Here is a 19,094-nt window from a genome sequence, read left to right on the forward strand (position 1 = left end):
CACTCCGGGATGAGCACCCACCTCGCCGACGCGCTGGCCGCCTACCGGGCCGGGGACCGCGCCCGGGCCGCGAACCTGGCCGGCCGCACCGATTCCCCGCTGGGGGCCGAGCTTTCCGCGTACCTCACCACCGACGGCGCCGGTCCGGTGTACGACCAGCCGCGGGCCTTCACCGCGTTCATCCGCGGCGGCGGCAACGTCGAGCTGTACCGGAGGTTGAGCGCCGAGCTGGCCGCGCGGTACGACCGGCTGCGCCCGGAGTCCTTGCTGGACCTGGGTTGCGGGGACGGACTGGCCGTGGTCCCGGCGCTGGCGCAGTCCTCGTTCCGGCCCTCGCGGATCGACCTGGTGGAGCCTTCGTCCGGGCTGCTGTCCGCAGTGGACGTTCCCGGGGCGAACCGGTTCGAGGCGACGGCGCAGGAGTTCCTGGCTTCGTCCGGTTCCACGTGGAACCTCGCGCAGTCGACGTTCGCGCTCCAGTCCATCCCGTCGGCCGAGCGCGCCGAGCTCCTGCGCAACCTGTGCCCCTGTACCGCAACGCTGGTGCTGGCCGAGTTCGACGTACCGGAGCAGCCCGAGGGCTCGGCCGAGCACCTCCACTCGCTGGCCGCCCGGTACGAACGTGGGGTCGCGGAGTACGGCGAGGACGCTTCCCTTGTCGCACAGGGCTTTCTCCTGCCCGTGCTGCTCGGTCTGGTGGCCGACGAGCAGCGCACGAACTGGGAGCAGCCCGCTGCGGACTGGTCGGCCCAGCTCGCCGGTGCCGGTTTCGCCGAGATCGACGTCGAACCGCTCGCCGACTACTGGTGGTCGCCCGCGGTCCTCGTCACCGCGCGCGGCTCACACGCGGGATAGCGCCCCGGCCTCCACGTGCTGCGCGATCGGGCGCGGCAGCAGGTACGCGACGGCGCCGCCGGGCATCGGGCCCCACGGCGCGGTCACGCCGGTGAGCACCCGCACCGCGCGCTGCACCCGGTACACCTGCCGTTCCCGCTCGCGTGCGGGAGCCAGCGAAGTCTCCTCGAATCGCGAGGACGCGGAGTGCACGAGGTTGCCCGTCTCGTTGCCGTAGCGCTGCACGGTGGTGCCGGCCGGGAGCACGATCAGCCGCTTGCCCCGGTAGAAGCTCAACGGCGGTTCGCCGCGCAACGGGAGGATCGGCCAGTCCGCCGGCTGGTCGGACTCGTCGGGTGCGCGCGGCGGCAGCATCAGCAGCGTGCCGAGCAGGTACCGGGCGGCTCCGGCCAGGTTCGGGAAGGACACCGGCTCCGTCGACGGCGGACGCGAGACCTCCCAGCGGTTGTCGGCCCGGCGCAGCGTCCACACGTCCTCGACCGGCACCTCGTTGGCGCCGATGCGGTAGGCCGAGGCGGGCACGCCGCTTTCGGTCAGCCGTTGCTGCAGCAGGGCGAGCGTCTCGGCGGCGCGCAGCGGACGGCCCGGTTCGTCTTCGCGGGCCACGCGGGCCAGCGCCTTTTCGTCGGGCAGGTCGGCCTCGGACCGCGGTGGCCGCGGCTGGCCGAGCACGTCGGCCTCCGCCGTGGCCCGCACCAGCTCACGCACGAACGGCGGCCGGAACCCGGCCGCGCGGATGTGCTCGATCAGCTCCGGCTCCGGCGGCACCCCGTACTTGCGCAGGTAGTGCGGCACGGCGGCGGGCCAGATCCAGGCGCCGTCGGTGTGGAAGGCCTGCGGGACGTCCGGCGGGGCGCCGGGCGCGAAGACGTCCGGCTGCGGCACCGGCCGGACCAGCGCCACCGGCGCGCGGAACAGGTAGTCGAGCACGCCGCGGACCTGGTCCGGCGGCACCGGCGGCCGGTTGACCACGGGCCGCTCACCCTCGTGGTGCGCGTCGACCACGCGGGCCTGGCGGAAGACGAGGTCGAGCGGCAGTTCGGCCTTCGCGGCCAGCCACTCGGGCAGCTGCTTCGGCGGGCGTGGGAAGTTCGCCAGCTCCATCGCGTACGGCAGCGACGTCGGCCGGCCGCTGTCGTTAGGCGGCAGCCGCCACCCGGGCTCCTGGTCGGCGTCGAAGTCGAAGTCGAACTGCGCCTCGGTGTCGAGGGTGAACGTGCCCTGGAACCAGGTGCCGCTCTCCGGCTGGTACATCGCGGCGCGCAGCAGGGAGAACAGCGAGGTCAGCCGAGGTGGCGCGGGCAGCGAGACGGACACCGGCCCGTTCTCGTCGCCGATGGCCCGGACTTCCAGCTCCGAGTAGTCACCGACCTGCCGGAACTGCGCGCCGACCCGGGTCCAGCCACCGGGCACCGCGCGCAGCGTGCGGCCGATGGCGCGCAACAGCCTGCTCTGGTCGATGCCGGCTTCGTGGCTGATTTCGAGGTTGTAGTCGCGGCGGGCCTGCCAAAGCGCCGTGAGCTGCTTCGCGGGCACTGTCACCGAGAAGTCGGTGAGGCCGAGCTGGACGGCGCGCACCGGGTCGTGCTGCGTCCACCGCAGCGTCAGCTCGGGCCGCTCACCCGGGGCGACCTCGAACAGCTCGTCGTCGTACTCGCAGTAGGTCTTGAGCGTGAACGTCGCCGGGACCTCGTTGGCCAGCACCACCCGGGCCGGACGGCCGTTGTGCTCCCGGTCGAAGCCCTCGGGCGTGTCCTGGTCCCCCGGCAGCAGCGACAGCATCAGCGTGCCGTCGGTGGTCGACCGCTCGGCCGCGAACGTGCGGCCCTCCAGCGTCGCGTACAGCCCGTCCGGGCGTTCCGCGGCTTCGACCCGGTAGCGCACGTCGGTTCCTCCCCATCCCCTTCGCCTGACCCCGGAAAGAACTTAGTCGACCGGGTAGAGCGTGGACCACCGGTCGCCGGACGGCGCGTCCGGCCCGAACTCGGCGACGGCGTCGTCCGCCAGCCCCGTGATCACTTCGCGCAGCTCCAGCCGGTCGAGCCAGCGGGACGGCAACGCCTGCTCGCCGTACATCGCGCCGACGAGGTTGCCGCAGACCGAGCCGGTGGAGTCGCTGTCGCCACCGTGGTTCACCGACGCGAGCAGGGCGGATTCGGCGTCTCCGCAGTTCAGAGCCACGTACACGGACATGGAGAGCGCCGTTTCCCCGACGTTGCCCTGACCGAGCGCCTCCAGCCGCTCCGGCGTCGGCGGCCCGGGAGCGGCCAGAGCCTGCTCCAGCGCGACGTCGGTCTCCTCGTGCCCGGGATGGCGCACCAGCTCGGCGCGCGCGGTCGAGACGGCGTCGAGCAGGGGTTTGCCGATCAGCAGCTCGTGCACGACCACCGCGAAGGTGCCGGCCGGCAAGTACCCGCTCGGGTGGCCGTGGGTCAGCGCCGCCGCCTCGGCCGCGAGCCCGAACACCTCGCCCAGTTCGTCGGACCACAGCGCCACCGGCGCGACCCGCATGACCCCGCCGCAGCCCTTGGAGTTGTTCACCGGCCGCTCGACGCCACCGCGGAGGCCGGACCGGCCGTACTCCTCCAGCTCGCCGAAGCAGGTCAGTCCGGGCGCGCGGCGGCTGAACAGCTCGCCCTGCGTGATCAGGTGGCCGTCCGGCGCGGGTGCCGGCGACCGCGGTCCGCGCGCCTGCACCCACGGCACGCCCTGCGTGTGCAGCCACCGCTGGTAGGCCAGTTGGAGCGAGTGCACGACGTCGGCGTCGCCGGTCCGGCGTTGCTGCGAGTGGGCGCGGATCAGCGCTTCGAGCGTGAACAGCGTCATCTGCGTGTCGTCGGTGAAGCGCCCTTCACCGCCGTACGCGGATAGAAAGTCGGTGATGCCGTCCGGCCCGGTCAGCTCCCGGATCCGGTCCATCGAGTCGAATTCCGTGGCCGCGCCGAGCGCGTCACCGATCGCCCCGGCGAGCAGGCTGCCGCGCAGCCGGTGTGCCTCCATGCCGCCCATCTTGCCCAGTACCGCCGTCGTCGTCTCGGGCACCGGGTGATCCGGTGCCGGTTCAGTGCCGCGGGTACCGCTGCACCCACTGCTCGCCGAGCCGGCTCAGCGCCGGATCGCGGTCGAAGTGCCACAGCGCGTCGGACGAGAGCTGCTCGATCAGGTGGCGCAACTCCAGCTGGTCGACCCACTTCGGCGGCAGTCCGGGCACCCCGGCCCTGGCCCCGAGCAGGGCGCCGGCGATGGCGCCGGTCAGCGCGCTGCGGCCGGAGTGGTTGACCGCGCGCAGCAGGGCCTGCTCCGGGTAGTTCTCGAAGCCGGACAGCGCGGCGAAGGCGCGGCCGAGCACCGAGAGCGTGCTCTGGCCGTCGCCGATCAGCTCGGGCATCCGCAGGTCCGGCAGTCCGTGCTCGCCGAAGAACGGCACCGACTCCGCGACCATCGCCTTCACCGGCGCCCACTCCGGGCCGTTGACGAACGTGGTGTTGTGCTCGGTGAGGATTTCGCGCGAGAGGTTCCAGACCGGGTAGCTGAACGCCTCCTTGGTCAGCGCCGACTCGAACAGCCAGGCCAGGTAGGTGGCCACGGTCAGGTCGTCCTCGTGCGGGTGCGTGACGCCGGCGAGTTCCCGCACGGCCTGGCGCACGCCGCCGCTGAAGCCCGTGCCCGGACCGGCCGTGGTGAGCACCGCGGGCAGCGCCGCCACCAGCGCCGCCGGGCCCGACATCGGCGCCGCGGCGGGTGAGCCGGTCACCAGCGCGTGGTAGCCGTTCAGTTCGGCGTCCTCGGCGGTGCGGCGGACGTGCAGTTCCGGCACCTGCACCAGCCAGCCGTCGGCCTCCTCGTACGGCGCGCCCTGCGTGTGCAGCCAGCGCATCAGCGCGCCGCGCACCACGCCCGGGAAGAGTTTTTCGACCTCGCGCGACTCCGGCTGCTCGCGGTGCGGGCTGCGGATCACGGCCTCGGTGTAGAACAGCAGCCGCTGCGTCAGCGAGCCGATGCGGCCCGGCTGGTCGAAGGCCACCGGCAGGTCGGCGACGCCGTCCGGGCCGAACTGGGTGATGATCTCGTCGAGCCGCAGCCGGTCGACGGCCATGCCCAGCGCCTCGCCGAGCGCGAAGCCGACGAACGCGCCGGTGACGCGCTGCCAGCCGTAGCGGAAGTTCTCCAGCTCCTGCTCGTGGTACTTGCCGAAGGTGTCCAGCCGCGCGACCAACCGTCCGTGGTTGTCCCAGGACGGCACGAGGCCGTTGGCGCGCAGATCGTTCGGCTTGCTCCGAGGCGCGTCCGGCTGGGCCATCCGCCGCAGCCAGGATTCGCCGAGCACGGTCTTCTGGCACTCTTCGGCGGTCAGCTCGAACCCGTGCCGGCGAGCCCGCTCCGCGGCGCCGAGCGGCGGCGGCACGGGCTCGTCCAGGCCCATCCGCGCGGCCGTGTCCCGGGCCAGCCGCGCCAGGTCCTCCTCGGCCTCCGGGCAGCGGCCGTTGCGGTCGATCCGCGGCTCGTGACGCGGGAACCGCTTGGCGATCGCGGCCAGCTCGTCGCCGCCGACGTCCTCGAAGGTCGCCGGACCGCCGTTGATCACCAAGTTGGGCGGGTGCTCGAACTCGGCCAGCGTGGCCAGGTCCACCCGCCACCAGGCGTGCTCGCGCGGCGGGAAGTGCCGGGTCGCGCTGAACACCTTGAGCTCGTTGCGCTCCTCGGAGAAGTAGAAGCGGTCGGTGGAGCCGCTCTCGGCGTCGAGCGGCACGAAGACCTCGCAGCGCAGCAGGCCGATCAGCAACTGCTCGCGGGTCAGCCAGCCGACGCTCGCGAACGCCAGCAGCGTCTCCAGCGTGTTCTCCGGGTTGGGGTAGCCGCGGCGGATCGGGCCGGCCTTGTACTCGGGGTTCTCGCGCTCGTCGCCGGTCTGGTGGCCCTCGTTGTCGACCTTGACCCAGCCCGCGACGGCCTGCAGCGGCACGCCCAGCTCGCCCAGCCCGGCCTTCACGTACTCCGGGTCCACGACCTCGCGCCAGCTCTCCTGGCCGGGGAACGCGACCGGGATGCTCAGCCCGCCCGGGTGCGGGTGCGCCTGGCGCAGTTCGCCGTCCGGCTCGCGCACCACCACCGAAGGCGGCGGGAACAGCTCCTTCTCCGGGCGGCCGTCGTCGAGGAAGGCCACGGTGTTGTACGGGATCGACCAGCCTTCGGGAATGCGCAGCACCTGATCGCGGTCGACCCGGAGGCCGCCGGGGCCGACGACTTCGGGACCGTGCACAGCGCGCAGCCAGTTCCCGACCTTCTCCATCGCTTCCGCCGCTTCCACCTACTCGATCCTCTCCGGGCTTCCGTCGGACTCGTGCGCCGAGATCGGCTTCGGCCGCACGTACGCCACGGCCCGCCCGGCCGGTTCGCCCTGGGCACGGTGATCCCGGTGATCACGTGGAGTGATCGCCAGAGTCGATAGGTGCGGGCCACTCGCTCTCGTTCGAGTGGCAGTGACGTCGTAACGAACCGTACCTCGTCGTGATGTACCAGGTTGACGGGTTCCTCGCCGAAACGCAGCACGGCGGCGCCTTCCGCCAACCGGGTGAGTCCGTTGGTGCGGGTCGGGTCGGCCTGGATCGGCCAGTCGTCCCGTCCCCGGTCGGTCTCCGGCAGCGCTCGCTGCTCGTCCGCGGAGAAGGTTTGTTCCACGTGAATCAACGCATTCGGGACGGGCGGTCTCAGAGGCCGCGGCGGCGGTTCTGCGGCAGCGCGGCCCGTGGACGCACCCGTCTCGGCGTGGGGCGCGGGGCCGGCTGCGGCAACCCGTCGGCGAGTGGGGCCTCGGCGAGCTGCTGCACCAGGTCCTGGACGGTGTGCGCGAGCTGCGCCGGAGAGGTGCGCTCGAAGGTGTCGGGAGCGAACTCGAGCTTGCCCAGCGCCCCACCCGCACCGACGGTGACCTGGACCAGTCCGTCCGGCGAAGTCAGCACGGCGGAAGTGGCATCGAGGCGGGCTCGATCGTCGCCGGTGGTGCTCACGATGGCCCCCCGTGGTGGACGAACTCGCCGGTTCTCACCCGGCCGGGTCACGCGTCACCCTAATGCCAGCAGACTGATCACAGTTCCGTTCGGCCCAACGGTTTGCGGCAGCGAATCAGCCTGGCCCGGTGCGCCGGCGCGCGAGCAGGTAGCCCGCCCCGCCCAGCACGTAACAGGCGGTAGCCGCCAGCATCAGCCCCGGCGAATGCCCGGTGACCGGCACGAACGCCGCGCCGATGGCCACGGCCGCCACCTGCGTGAGGTTGAAGAGCGTGTCGTAGAGGGCGAACACCCGGCCGCGCGCCTCGTCGGCGACGTCGAGCTGGACCGAGGAATCGACCCCGAGCTTCAGCACCTGGCCCGCGCCGGTGATCAGGAACGACGCGATCAGCGCCAGCGGCAGCAGCATCGGCAGGCCGAGCGCGGATTGCGCGATCGCGGCCACGACCAGGGCGCCGAGGATGGTGCGCAGCCGGCCGAGCCCGCGGATCAGCCGCGCCGTGCCCAGCCCGGCGACGACGATGCCGACCCCGGCCAGCGCCACCATCTGGCCGAGCCCGGGCAGCCCGGCCCGGAAGACGCCGTCGTCCACGAAGTAGTTGCGCATCAGCAGCACGGTGACCAGCAGCGAGATGCCGTAGGCGGCGCGGTGGGCGAAGAGCGCGATGAAACCGGCCGTCACGCTGGGTGCGCGCCAGGCGTGCCGCGCGCCGTCCGCGAGCCCGCGGGCGACGGCGAGCAGCGGGTTCGTCGGCTCGTCGACCACCGTCGGCCCGAGCACCCCACGGCTGAACCGCCAGGCGAACAGCGCGGAGGCCAGCGCGCCCAGCGCGGCGAACGCGGTCGTCTCGGCCGAGCCCACGTCATCCGCGCCGAACACGGCGCGCAGCAGGATGGCGCAGCCGCCACCGACCACGGCGAGCCCGGAGCCCAGCGTCGTGGCGAAAGCGTTGGCCGAGACCACGCTCGAGGTGGGCACGACGTGCGGCAACGAGGCCGACAGACCGGAGCCGATGAAGCGTGACGTGCCCTCGGCCAGCAGCGCGAGGGAGAACAACCCGGTGCCGCTCAGCCCCGTGCCGACCGCCGCGGCCGAAGCCAGGATCGCGACCGCGCGCAGCAGGTTCGCGGCCACCAGCACCTTCCGCCGGTCCCAGCGGTCGAGCAGCGCCCCCGCGAACGGCCCGACGATCGAGTACGGCAGCAGCAGCGCCGCGAACCCCCCGGCGATGGCCAGCGGGTCGGCGGCGCGCTCGGGGTTGAACAGCACCGCCCCGGCCAGCCCGGCGCGGTAGACCCCGTCCCCCCACTGCGCGGCGAACCGGGTGTAGAGCAGACGGCGGAAATCGGGGTCGCGCACCAGCCGCCTCGGACCGATCCGCTCCGTGGTCGCCGCGCTGCTGGTGGTCACGCGGTTCAGGGTAGCCATCCGGTCACCGGGCTCAGAAGGTGCTTTCGGGTCGGGCCCCGGTGGACACCCGGGTGTGGCCTCGGCGATGCGGTGCTCGGCGGGTAGCTGGGGGCCGGCGCACCGGTGGGGGGTTCGGGGGCCCGGCCCCCGGTGGACACCCGAGTGCGGCCCCGGCGAAGCGGTGCTCCGCGAGTAGCTGGGGGCCGGCGCACTTGGTCGCCTCTCGGCGGCTTGGCGCAGTGTGGCTCCAGCCGAACTGGTATTCCACAAAGGCGGTTTCTCAGTGAGCCCGGGGGACACGGAGTGCACCGGCCACTGTGTCCAACGGGGCGGGTGGGGCTGGTGTTCCCCGGCCGCCGGGTTTTCTCCGGGCCGGAGGTGGGATCATGGCGGGCGTGCCAGCGGACGCCGAGGTTGAACCGGGAACGCTCCTGGTCGCCGCACCCACGATGTTCGACCCGAACTTCAAGCGCACCGTGGTGTTCGTCATCGACCACCGCGACGAGGGCACGCTCGGGGTGGTGCTGAACCGACCGAGTGACGTGCCCGTGCACGACGTGCTGCCCGCCTGGGGCGGACACGTGGCCGAACCGCAGTCGGTGTTCGTCGGCGGGCCGGTGGAGAAGAAGACCGCGCTGTGCCTGGCCGCGCTGCGCACGGGCGAGACCGCGGCCAGCGTGCCGGGGGTGATCGCCGTGCGCGGACCGGTGGCGCTGGTCGACCTCGACACCGATCCCGAGGTGCTGGTGCCGAAGGTGCGCGGCGTGCGGGTGTTCGCCGGCTACGCCGGCTGGGACTCGGGGCAGCTCGCGAACGAGATCGAGCGGGAAGACTGGGTCATCGTGCCCGCGCTGCCGAGCGACATCCTGGCCTCGCCCGACCGTGACCTGTGGGGCCAGGTGCTGCGCCGTCAGGGCGTGCCGATCGCGTTGCTGGCCACCCACCCGGGCGACCTGCAGCGCAACTAGCTGCCGTCGGCCTTCTGGAACACGCCGCAGCCACCGGCGCCGCAGGCACAGCCGCTGCAGCCGGCGGGGGCGGCCGGGGCCGGGGCGGGCACGGTCAGCGCCGCGCGGGCGCCGAGCACCCCGCCGCCGACGACCATGGCCAGCAGTCCGAGCACCCCGACGAAGGCGGCCGCGACCAGCCCGGCCGTGGTCGGCATCGCGAGCGCCGCGAGCCCGGAGACCACGGCCACCGCGCCGCCGGCCAGCGTCGGCAGCCCGGCCACCCGGTTGGCCAGCTTGAACGCGGCCTCGCTGCGCAGCGAGGCCGCCGTGCGGACCCCGGTACCGCTTTCCCGGGTCAGCCGCCCGCGGAAGCCGAGGAAGCCACCCCAGCCGACGAGCAGACCCAGCACGATCGGGACGAGCGCGATAGCGAACACCCCACGAGGATAAGCGCGACGCCCCGGCCACCCGGTGGACACCCTCGTCCGCCGTGCTGCAGCCCATGTCCTCACCGGCGCAGCGCCGTTCGAGGGGGCTGCGCCCCGGGTGACGCCGGCAATCGCTGGGGCGGTCCCGTCCGAACGGCTTTGACCAGGACGTTAAGATAAGACCATGAACACGGCTCGGCTGCTCCTTAGCCTGCCGCGCTGACCAGGCCACCATGGCCACGCACCGGCGCGGCGACCCCTCACGCCTTCGGGCCTGGGGGGTCGAGTTGTTTCTGGAGCGGCTCGACACGGAGGAAAACGGCGATGACAGGGTTCACGGAATCCCCGGCTGCCGGCGCGGCGGAAACACCGACGCCGGCCGAAGCCGCGCCCGGCGCCGAGAAGGCCCCACCGCACCGCTACACCGCGGAGCTGGCCGGGCAGATCGAGCAGCGCTGGCAGGACTACTGGTCCGACCACGGCACCTACCACGCACCCAACCCCACCGGCCCGCTCGCGGCCGAGGGTGAGCCGGTGCCCTCGGACAAGCTGTTCGTGCAGGACATGTTCCCCTACCCGTCCGGCTCGGGCCTGCACGTCGGGCACCCGCTGGGCTACATCGGCACCGACGTCTACGCGCGCTACCACCGGATGATCGGGCGCAACGTCCTGCACACGCTGGGCTACGACGCGTTCGGCCTGCCCGCGGAGCAGTACGCGGTGCAGACCGGCACGCACCCGCGCACCACCACCGAGGCGAACATCGCCACGATGCGCCGCCAGCTGAAGCGGCTGGGCCTGGGGCACGACGAGCGCCGGTCGATCGAGACGATCGACCCGGAGTACTACCGGTGGACCCAGTGGATCTTCCTGCAGATCTTCAACTCCTACTACGACGCCGAAGCCCGCAAGGCGCGGCCGATCGAGGAGTTGGAGAAGGCGCTGGCGGCCGGCGAGCGCCCGACGCCGGACGGCCGCCCGTGGGCCGAGCTGAGTGACGTCGAGCGCCGCAAGGTGATCGACGACCACCGGCTGGTCTACATCTCCGAAGCGCCGGTGAACTGGGCTCCGGGCCTGGGCACGGTCGTGGCGAACGAGGAGGTGACCGCGGACGGCCGCAGCGACCGCGGCAACTTCCCGGTGTTCCGCAAGAGCCTGCGCCAGTGGATGATGCGGATCACCGCGTACGCCGACCGCCTGGTCGACGACCTGGACCTGCTGGACTGGCCGGACAAGGTCAAGTCCATGCAGCGCAACTGGGTCGGCCGCTCGCAGGGGGCCCGGGTCGGGTTCGCGGCCGGACCGGACGGGGTGAAGGTCGAGGTCTTCACCACCCGGCCGGACACCCTGTTCGGCGCCACCTACCTGGTGATCGCGCCCGAGCACCCGCTGGTCGGCGAGCTGACCGCCGCGCAGTGGCCGGGCGAGCACCCGCGGAGCTGGACCGGCGGCGCGGCGACCCCGGCCGAGGCCATCGCCGAGTACCGCGCGGCCACCGCCCGCAAGTCCGATCTGGACCGGCAGGAGAACAAGGACAAGACCGGCGTCTTCACCGGCACGTACGCGGTGAACCCGGTCAACGGCAAGGAAATCCCGGTCTTCGTCGGCGACTACGTGCTGATGGGCTACGGCACCGGCGCGATCATGGCCGTGCCCGCGCAGGACCAGCGCGACCACGACTTCGCCAAGAAGTTCGAGCTGGACATCGTCCGCACGGTCGACCCCGGCCCCGGCTTCGAGGGCGAAGCGTTCACCGGCGACGGCGTGGCGATCAACTCGGCCAACGACTCGGTCAGCCTGGACGGCCTGGGCGTGGCCGACGCCAAGAAGACGATCATCGACTGGCTGGAGGAGCACGGCCACGGCGAGGGCACCGTGCAGTACAAGCTGCGCGATTGGCTGTTCGCCCGCCAGCGCTACTGGGGCGAGCCGTTCCCGATCGTCTACGACGAGTCCGGCCTGCCGATCGCGCTGCCCGAGGACCAGCTGCCCGTGGTGCTGCCGGAGGTCGACGACTACTCGCCGAAGACCTTCGACCCGGACGACGCCGACTCCGAGCCGTCGCCGCCGCTGTCGCGCGCCACGGACTGGGTCGAGGTCACGCTGGACCTGGGCGACGGCCCGAAGAAGTACCGGCGCGACACCAACGTGATGCCGCAGTGGGCGGGCTCGTGCTGGTACCAGCTGCGCTACGTCGACCCGGACAGCGAGGACGTGTTCTGCGCGCCGGAGAACGAGGCCTACTGGATGGGCCCGCGCCCGGCCGAGCACGGCGTGGACGACCCGGGCGGCGTCGACCTGTACGTCGGCGGCGTCGAGCACGCGGTGCTGCACCTGCTGTACTCCCGCTTCTGGCACAAGGTGCTGTACGACCTGGGCCACGTGTCGTCGAAGGAGCCGTACCGCCGCCTGTACAACCAGGGCTACATCGAGGCGTACGCCTACACCGACCAGCGCGGCGTGTACGTGCCGGCCGAAGAGGTCGTGGAGCGCGAAGGCCAGTTCTTCCTGGGTGACGAGCCGGTCAACCAGGAGTACGGGAAAATGGGCAAGAGCCTGAAGAACGCCGTCACGCCCGACGAGATCTCGGACAACTACGGCGCGGACACCTTCCGGATGTACGAGATGTCCATGGGCCCGATGGACATGTCCCGTCCCTGGGCGACCAAGGACGTGGTCGGTGCGCAGCGGTTCCTGCAGCGGCTGTGGCGCCTGGTCGTCGACGAGCACACGGGCGAGCTGCGCGTCACCTCGGACGAACCGACCGAGGCCGACCGCAAACTGCTGCACCGCACCATCGCCGGGGTCCGGGAGGACTACGCGGAGCTGCGCTTCAACACCGCGGGCGCGAAGCTGATCGAGCTGAACAACCACCTGACCAAGGTGTACGGCTCGGCCGCGGCGACCCCGCGCGAGGTGGCGGAGCCGCTGGTGCTGCTGCTGGCCCCGATGGCCCCGCACGTCGCCGAAGAGCTGTGGCACCGCCTGGGGCACGTGGACTCGCTGGTCCACGGCCCGTTCCCGGTGGTGGACGAGAAGTACCTGGTCGAGGACTCGGTCGAGTACCCGATCCAGGTCAACGGCAAGGTCCGCTCGCGGATCACGGTTCCCGCGGACGCGGCGAACGACGCGGTCCAGGCCGCCGCGCTGGCGGAGGAGAAGGTCGCCGCGCTGGTCGGGGACAAGACGCCGCGCAAGGTGATCGTGGTGCCGGGGCGGTTGGTCAACATCGTGCTGTGACCGCGCCCCGCGCCGAAGGCCGCTCCGGGAACCGCCCGGGGCGGCCTTCGGCGTTACGGCGGCCTAATCCGAGTGCAGCCCGACGTCGCGGGCCAGATCGGTCAGCATCGCCTCGAACAGCACGTCCGGCTCGGACACCGGGATCGGGTAGTTGCCGAACACCTCGAGGGTCACGTGGCCGTACAGCCGCGCCCAGAACTGGATCATCAGGTAGGTCAGACCCAGGTCCAGCTTCTCCGGGGCGATCGCCCGCCCGGATTCCGCCAGCACCGCGAGCAGCTCCCCCTGGAACGCGGTCAGATCGCCGCGGAGTTCGGGCGGGACCACGTCGTTCGGCGGCATCACCAGTTCGTGGATCGCCAGCACCCGGCCGGCGGCGGCGAGGAAGATCCGGCCGAACGGCTCGTCCAGGCGGTGCAGCGCGCTGCCCGCGGTGGTGCCGACCCCGCCGGTCGGCGACGCGAACACCAGCGTGAACTCCTTGGTGTGGGTCAGCGCCCAGCGCCGGAAGCCCTTGCAGATGGCGAACAACTGCGGCAGACCGTCGTCCGGCAGTTCGGCGATGTCCCCGGCCAGCTCGGCCGCAAGGTCGGCGCAGACGTCGAGGCGCAGGTTCTCCACCAGGTCGTCGCGCGACTCGTAGTACCGGTACAGCGCCGGCGCGGTGATGCCCAGCTCCCGCGCGATCGCGCGCAGGGTGACCGCCTCCGGGCCGTGGTCCACCAGGAGCTTTCGGGCGGTGCGGCGGATGTCCTGCTCGGTAGCCGCTCGCGTGCGACCCCTTCGCGTGGGGCTGCTCATCCGCACATCCTAGGTGGTCGAACGCCTCGTTTCGCCCATCGACGCGGCCGCGGCCTGGGCCGTGGTCAGCGGCCGGAGCAGCCACATCGCGGGCACGGCCATGCCCAGGGCGCAGAAGAAGTGCACGATCCAGGCCCCGATCAGCGACGGCCCGCCCCACGAGGAGCCGGCGCCGGCCGGGTCCCAGAACAGGCCGTAGGTCGCGATCCGCCAGACCAGGAACCAGGTCAGCACCGCGAACGGCCACGCCAGCAACGCCAGTCCGCCCGCGGCGAGGGGGCGAGGGGGACTTCCGCTCCCGGTGAGACCCAGCAGTCGCGCGGCGAGCCACCGCCGGGCCTGCGGGCCGGCGGCGTAGGCGGGCAGCGCGAGCAGGGCGTAGAGGGAGCGTTTCCAGTCCTGAATCGTCATGCCTCGACGGTAGGAACCGCTGAGCTGCGACAACACGGGGAAATCCGCCGGGCCGGGTGGGGAAACCCGGGGCCGCGCGCCCCGTGGAACCGGGGCGCCGCCGACGCCGATCACTCGGGGGGCTACGTGATCGGCGCCGGCGACCCGATGCCCTTTCCGGTGCGCTTCCGGTCCGGGCAACGCCACAGGTCTCGAGGACCGTGACGCACCACAAGAGCGGAACCCGTGTCAGAAGTGACGCCTGGGGGAGTTCTATCCCCCGATCGAGTGACGGGTCGGCCGCTGCTCGCCTGATTGTCGCACCCGGCGCGGGATAAGTTACAAAAACCTTCACTTTCGTCCACTCGTGGACCTTGACCAGCGGAACCGGCGTTCCGTGGCAAAGTGTCGGCCATGAGTTCCGCCGTGCTCGTCGTGGGATCCGCCAACGCCGACCTGGTCGTGCCGGTCGACCGCCGCCCCGGCGGCGGGGAGACGGTGCTGGGCGGCGACACCGCGCTGTCGGCCGGCGGGAAGGGGGCGAACACGGCCGCCGCGGCCGGGCGGCTGGGCGCGGACGTCGCGCTGCTCGGCGCCGTGGGCGACGATCCGTACGGCCGGCTGCTGCGGGATTCGCTCGCCGAGGCGGGCGTCGAGACCGGTCACCTCCGCACCGTCGGGCGCCCGACCGGCATCGCCTACATCACCGTGACCCCCGACGGCGAGAACTCCATCCTGGTCTCCCCCGGCGCCAACTCCGCGCTGGAGCCCGGCGACATCACCGACGACGCCCTCGACGGCGCGCGGGTCATGGTCGCCTCGCTCGAGGTGCCGTTGCCGACGGTCGAACACGCCGTGGCGCGCGCGAGCGCGAAGGGCGTCCGCGTGCTGCTCAACCTGTCGCCGGCCGCCGAGGTTTCACGCGAAACACTGGGCGCGCTCGACGTCCTGCTCGTCAACGAGCACGAGGCCGCGTACCTGCTCGGGGCCGAGGCGGCCGACCCGCGCAGGCTGCTCGAACTGGGCCCACGTGCGGCGGTGGTGACCCTGGGCGGAAAGGGCGCGGTGGTCGTCGAAGCGGACGGATCGACGGAGGTCGCTTCGCCGAAGGTCGAGGCTGTCGACACCACGGGCGCCGGTGACGCTTTCGCGGGCGCGCTGGCCGCTTCGCTGGCTGAAGGCGCGACGCTCGTGGATGCGGCGAAGCGGGCCGTGAAGGTCGCTGCCGTGAGCGTCACGCGGCACGGCGCACAACCGTCGTACCCCACTCCCGACGAGCTGGACTGACCCGCGGCGGGTTCGGCGGGGGCGCGGGGTTTCCGGCAGACTCGGCCCAGTCGCCGCCGTTCGGGCCGGAAGCCACCGGCCGAGGCGAGGCCCGGGGAGGTGTGGTCGGTGCTGGAGCGAGTGCGCGTACGCGGGTCGGCGACGCCACCACGAGATATCCCGGCCCATCTGAGCTATGGTCTAGACCATGTCTGAGACCCTCACGGGCACCGCCGCCTCGGGCCAGCCCGCCGCGACCGTCGAGTCAGCCGGAGTCACCGTGACCAACCACCCCGCCGTTTCGTCGCTGACCGGGGTCGCCGTGAGCCCGGGGCGCGCCAGTGGTCCCGTCGTGCGCGTCGCCGAGCCGCTCGGCGAGCCCGCGAGCACTCCGGCCCCGGCCGATCCGGCCGCCGAGGCCGCGCGGATCGAACCCGCCGCCGCGGCCGTCGCCGCCCGGCTGGAAGCGCAGGCCGAGAACGCCGAGGGCGAGGCCGCGACGATCCTGGTCACCACCGCCGCGATGGCCGCCGACCCGGCGCTGGCCACTCAGGCCCAGCAACTGGTGAAGACGCAGAACCTGCCCGCGGCCCGCGCGGTCTACCAAGCCGCCGAGGGGTTCGCCGAAGCGCTCGCGGCCGCGGGCGGCTACATGGCCGAGCGGGTCCGTGACGTGCGTGACGTGCGTGATCGGCTCGTGGCCGAGCTGCTCGGCATCGCCCCGCCGGGCGTGCCCGAGCTGGCCACGCCGAGCGTGCTGGTCGCCCGCGACCTGGCGCCCGCCGACACCGCGGGGCTCGACCCGGCGAAGGTGCTCGCGCTGGTCACCGAGGAGGGCGGGCCGACGAGCCACACCGCGATCCTGGCCCGCGCGCTCGGCATCCCGGCCGTGGTCGCCGTCCGCGGGCTGCTGGCGCTGGACGTGCCGGCCCTCGCGGTCGACGGGGACACCGGCGTGGTCGAGGTCGCCGACCCCGAGGCCCCGGTGGTCACCGCCGTCGCGGCCGACCCGGCCGAGTGGAACGGCACCGGCGCGACCGTCGATGGGCACGTCGTCAAGGTCTACGGCAACGTCGGCTCCCCGGCCGACGCGCAGGCCGCCGCGGACGCGGGCGCCGAAGGCGTCGGCCTGTTCCGCACGGAGTTCTGCTACCTCGACGCCTCGGCCGAGCCGACCGTCGACGAGCAGCGCGCGGCCTACACCGCGGTGCTTTCACCGTTCCGCGGCCAGCCGGTCATCGTCCGCACGCTCGACGCCGGCGCGGACAAGCCGCTCGCCTTCCTGTCCCCGGAGGCCGAGCCGAACCCGGCGCTGGGCGTGCGCGGACTGCGGGTGGCGTTCGACCGGCCGGAGGTGCTGGACCGTCAGCTGACGGCGATCGCCGGTGCGGCCGAGGACTCCGGCGCGGTGGTCTCGGTGATGGCCCCGATGGTCGCGACGGCGGAGGAAGCGTCCTGGTTCGCCGAGCGCGCCCGCGCCGCCGGACTGGCCCGGGCGGGCGTGATGATCGAGATCCCGGCCGCGGCGCTGGCCGCCCGGGAGATCCTGGACGCCGTGGACTTCGTCTCCGTCGGCACCAACGACCTGGCCCAGTACACCTTCGCGGCCGACCGCCAGCTCGGCGCGGTGGCCCAGCTCAACGACCCGTGGCAGCCGGCCCTGCTCCGCCTGCTGAAGCTGATCGGCGACGCGGCCACGGCCACGGGCAAGCCGGCCGGAGTCTGCGGCGAGGCGGCGGGTGACCCGCGGCTCGCCCTGGTGCTGGCCGGGCTCGGCCTGACCAGCGTTTCGATGAACGCCCCGGCGATCCGCCCGGTCGGTGCGAGCCTGGCCTCGGTCACCCTGGACCAGGCCCGGTCGCTCGCCGCCGCGGCACTGGCCTCGGCCACCCCGGCCGACGCCCGCGCCTCGGTCGCCGCCGCCCTCGGGTGAGCCAACGCCGGGTCGGCCCGGCGCACCCCACCGGTCAGCCGAAGAGGCCCCGCCGAGGGTTGCGGATGACCAGCGCGCCCCCGTGGACGTGGCCGGTGATGACGTACCGCGGATTACCCGCGCGTCCGTTGCTGCCGGTCTTGTCTTCGAGCGAGCCGAACTTGATCTCGGTGATCGAGTTGCAGTCGACGGAGGCGTGCGGCGGGATGACGATCTCCACCGAGCCCCACTTCGAGTCCAGCTCGATCTCGATCACCGGGGTCGAGGTGCGGGCCTCGGTGAAGTCCAGCTTGGTGCTGCCGTACTTGTTGCGGACCAGCAGCGCCGCCGGTACCTCCCACGGTCCGCGGCGGTGCAGTGACGAGTACTTCGCGTTCAGCTCCAGCCGCTGGCCGGGGGCGTGGTAGCGGGTGTGCTCCGCCGCGTACGGGGGCGGGCCGGATTCAGGGTGCGTGAGGCCGGGCAGGTCGGCCAGCACCGCGTTCAGCTCGCCGCGGGTGCGGGAGGCGAGTGCGCGGTCGGTGCGCTCGGTGAACTCGTCGAGGTCGAGCAGGCCGAGCCCGATCGCCTTCTGGAGCACGCCCACGACGTGGTCGCGCTCGTCGTCGGAGACCCGGATGTCGCGCGCGGTCAACGGCTTGGTCTCGGTCGCGGTGTCCGCGGTGGTTGTCTCTTCCTCACCCATGCCCTTGATGGTAGAACTCGGTTTCGCCAGCCAGATCGGGGAAAAACCCTGAACAGACCCGTATTTCGCACCGGTGCCGCGCTGGTCGCGGCCGTCCTGCTGCCGGCCGCCTGCACCAGCGGGACCCCCGCGCCGGTCACCACCACCACCAGCCCGACCGGTGGCCGGGCCCAGCCGGTCGAGCCCCCGCCCTCCGGATTGGCCGGCCGCCTCGCCGACCGGATCGGCACGCGGCTGCTGCTCGCCACCTCCCCGCCGACCGTGTTCGACGCGGACACCGGCGTGCAGGGCGGGGTCGGCGGCCTCCCCGGCGGCGACCGGCAGGTCAGCGTGCAGCGCGTCGGCCACACCCCGGTCATCCTGACCGCGCCCGAGTGCCGGGGTGACACCTGCGAACCCGCCGAGGTCTACGCCTACCCCGGCGCGCTGGTCCCGCTCGGCCAGGCGTTCAGCGTCGCGCCCGCCGCCGACGGCGAAGGGGTGTGGCAGATCCGGCCGGACAGCCCCGGCAACTGCCGCCTCCAGCACGTCTCCCTGGCCGGTCGCGTCCTCGGCACCGGCACCGTGGCGAGCTGCCGCACCGTGGTCCGGCAGGAGACCTCGCACGGGCTGCTGATCACGGTGGACAACGGCAACGCCGAGACGGTCGACGTGCTGATCGACCCCGCCACCGGCCGTTCCGTGCAGCAGGCCCCGCGGATCCTCGCGGCCACCGGTGACCGGCTGGTCCTCGGCGGGCTGACCGAGCTCACCGTCGTCGACCTGCGCGACGGTGGGCGGGCCAAGCTCGCACCGCCGGTGGTGCAGTCGGCGCCGTACGTGCTGCCGAACCGCGAAGGCACGCTCGCCGCCGTCGACTTCGGCACGGCCGCCTGGCGCAACACCGACACCCAGACCCGTGACCTGTGGCTGCTCGACCTGCGGGACCTGACCTGGCTGGAGGCGCCGTCGATGCCCTACACCACCGGGCACCTGCGCACCTCCGGCCTCGACTGGTCCCCCGGCGGCGACCTGGTCCTCGACGACGGGGTGGTCGCGACCTGGCACCCCGGCGAGCCCGCGTGGCGGCTGGGCCGGGCGAAGATCCCCGCCGACCGGCAGTCCCCGGGCGTCTCGACCTCCTGAAC

General features: G+C 72.9%; 15 protein-coding genes and 1 pseudogene. 6 read left to right on the forward strand and 10 right to left on the reverse strand.

Features of this window, described 5'->3' with window-relative positions:
• Positions 1-9 precede the first annotated feature (9 nt).
• Positions 10-855, forward strand: a complete 846-nt coding sequence (locus tag NYF13_RS06000) for a methyltransferase domain-containing protein (RefSeq protein ID WP_315654694.1) — start codon at positions 10-12, stop codon at positions 853-855.
• Here the strand turns inward: NYF13_RS06000 and NYF13_RS06005 are convergent.
• The 6 genes and pseudogenes from NYF13_RS06005 to NYF13_RS06030 form a co-directional block, all read right to left on the reverse strand.
• The gene (locus NYF13_RS06005; RefSeq protein WP_315654696.1) at positions 841-2,739 is read right to left on the reverse strand and encodes a glycohydrolase toxin TNT-related protein; all 1,899 of its coding nucleotides are present in this window, start codon (positions 2,737-2,739) and stop codon (positions 841-843) included. The two genes, NYF13_RS06000 and NYF13_RS06005, sit on opposite strands and share 15 nt — an antisense overlap.
• Before the next feature lie 42 nt (positions 2,740-2,781).
• Complete coding sequence (locus NYF13_RS06010; protein WP_315654697.1) at positions 2,782-3,897, reverse strand: ADP-ribosylglycohydrolase family protein; 1,116 nt, start codon at positions 3,895-3,897, stop codon at positions 2,782-2,784.
• 19 nt (positions 3,898-3,916) lie between these two features.
• Positions 3,917-6,163, reverse strand: coding sequence for an ADP-ribosylglycohydrolase family protein (locus tag NYF13_RS06015; protein WP_315654698.1), 2,247 nt, complete (start codon positions 6,161-6,163; stop codon positions 3,917-3,919).
• Between the two features lie 131 nt (positions 6,164-6,294).
• Positions 6,295-6,534, reverse strand: a pseudogene (locus tag NYF13_RS36665) (hypothetical protein); the annotation flags it as partial.
• Between the two features lie 29 nt (positions 6,535-6,563).
• Positions 6,564-6,863, reverse strand: a complete 300-nt coding sequence (locus NYF13_RS06025; protein WP_315654699.1) for a hypothetical protein — start codon at positions 6,861-6,863, stop codon at positions 6,564-6,566.
• A gap of 115 nt (positions 6,864-6,978) precedes the next feature.
• Positions 6,979-8,274 carry an MFS transporter gene (locus tag NYF13_RS06030; RefSeq protein WP_315654700.1) on the reverse strand — a complete coding sequence of 432 codons (1,296 nt, stop codon included), beginning with the start codon at positions 8,272-8,274 and terminating at the stop codon, positions 6,979-6,981.
• Positions 8,275-8,660: 386 nt separating this feature from the next.
• On the opposite strand from NYF13_RS06030, the gene NYF13_RS06035 reads away from it, so the two are divergent.
• Positions 8,661-9,242, forward strand: a complete 582-nt coding sequence (locus tag NYF13_RS06035; protein ID WP_315654701.1) for a YqgE/AlgH family protein — start codon at positions 8,661-8,663, stop codon at positions 9,240-9,242.
• Here the strand turns inward: NYF13_RS06035 and NYF13_RS06040 are convergent.
• Positions 9,239-9,661: an SdpI family protein gene (locus NYF13_RS06040; protein WP_315654702.1), complete on the reverse strand. Its 423-nt coding sequence runs from the start codon at positions 9,659-9,661 to the stop codon at positions 9,239-9,241. The two genes, NYF13_RS06035 and NYF13_RS06040, sit on opposite strands and share 4 nt — an antisense overlap.
• Positions 9,662-9,976: 315 nt before the next feature.
• On the opposite strand from NYF13_RS06040, the gene leuS reads away from it, so the two are divergent.
• Positions 9,977-12,892 carry a leucine--tRNA ligase gene (leuS, locus tag NYF13_RS06045; RefSeq protein WP_315654703.1) on the forward strand — a complete coding sequence of 972 codons (2,916 nt, stop codon included), beginning with the start codon at positions 9,977-9,979 and terminating at the stop codon, positions 12,890-12,892.
• Positions 12,893-12,955: 63 nt separating this feature from the next.
• On the opposite strand, the gene NYF13_RS06050 is transcribed toward leuS, so the two are convergent.
• A complete protein-coding gene (locus NYF13_RS06050) occupies positions 12,956-13,693 on the reverse strand; it encodes a TetR/AcrR family transcriptional regulator (RefSeq protein ID WP_315654704.1) in 738 nt (245 codons plus the stop codon).
• Positions 13,694-13,702: 9 nt separating this feature from the next.
• A complete protein-coding gene (locus NYF13_RS06055) occupies positions 13,703-14,104 on the reverse strand; it encodes a hypothetical protein (protein ID WP_315654705.1) in 402 nt (133 codons plus the stop codon).
• Positions 14,105-14,497: 393 nt separating this feature from the next.
• Between NYF13_RS06055 and NYF13_RS06060 the strand changes: the two genes are divergently transcribed.
• Together NYF13_RS06060 and ptsP are read left to right on the forward strand one after the other, a co-directional pair.
• A complete protein-coding gene (locus tag NYF13_RS06060) occupies positions 14,498-15,370 on the forward strand; it encodes a ribokinase (protein ID WP_315654706.1) in 873 nt (290 codons plus the stop codon).
• A 187-nt stretch (positions 15,371-15,557) separates the two neighbouring features.
• Positions 15,558-17,282, forward strand: a complete 1,725-nt coding sequence (gene ptsP / locus NYF13_RS06065) for a phosphoenolpyruvate--protein phosphotransferase (protein ID WP_315654707.1) — start codon at positions 15,558-15,560, stop codon at positions 17,280-17,282.
• 34 nt (positions 17,283-17,316) lie between these two features.
• Here ptsP and NYF13_RS06070 read toward each other — a convergent pair whose 3' ends face one another.
• A complete protein-coding gene (locus NYF13_RS06070; protein WP_315654708.1) occupies positions 17,317-17,967 on the reverse strand; it encodes a DUF1707 domain-containing protein in 651 nt (216 codons plus the stop codon).
• A gap of 198 nt (positions 17,968-18,165) precedes the next feature.
• Between NYF13_RS06070 and NYF13_RS06075 the strand changes: the two genes are divergently transcribed.
• Positions 18,166-19,092 (forward strand): hypothetical protein, encoded by a 927-nt coding sequence (locus NYF13_RS06075; RefSeq protein WP_315654709.1) that lies wholly within the window; start codon positions 18,166-18,168, stop codon positions 19,090-19,092.
• Positions 19,093-19,094 lie beyond the last annotated feature (2 nt).

Origin of the sequence: Amycolatopsis sp. PS_44_ISF1, from assembly GCF_032335455.1 — a bacterium.
In the GTDB taxonomy this organism is placed as follows: domain Bacteria; phylum Actinomycetota; class Actinomycetes; order Mycobacteriales; family Pseudonocardiaceae; genus Amycolatopsis.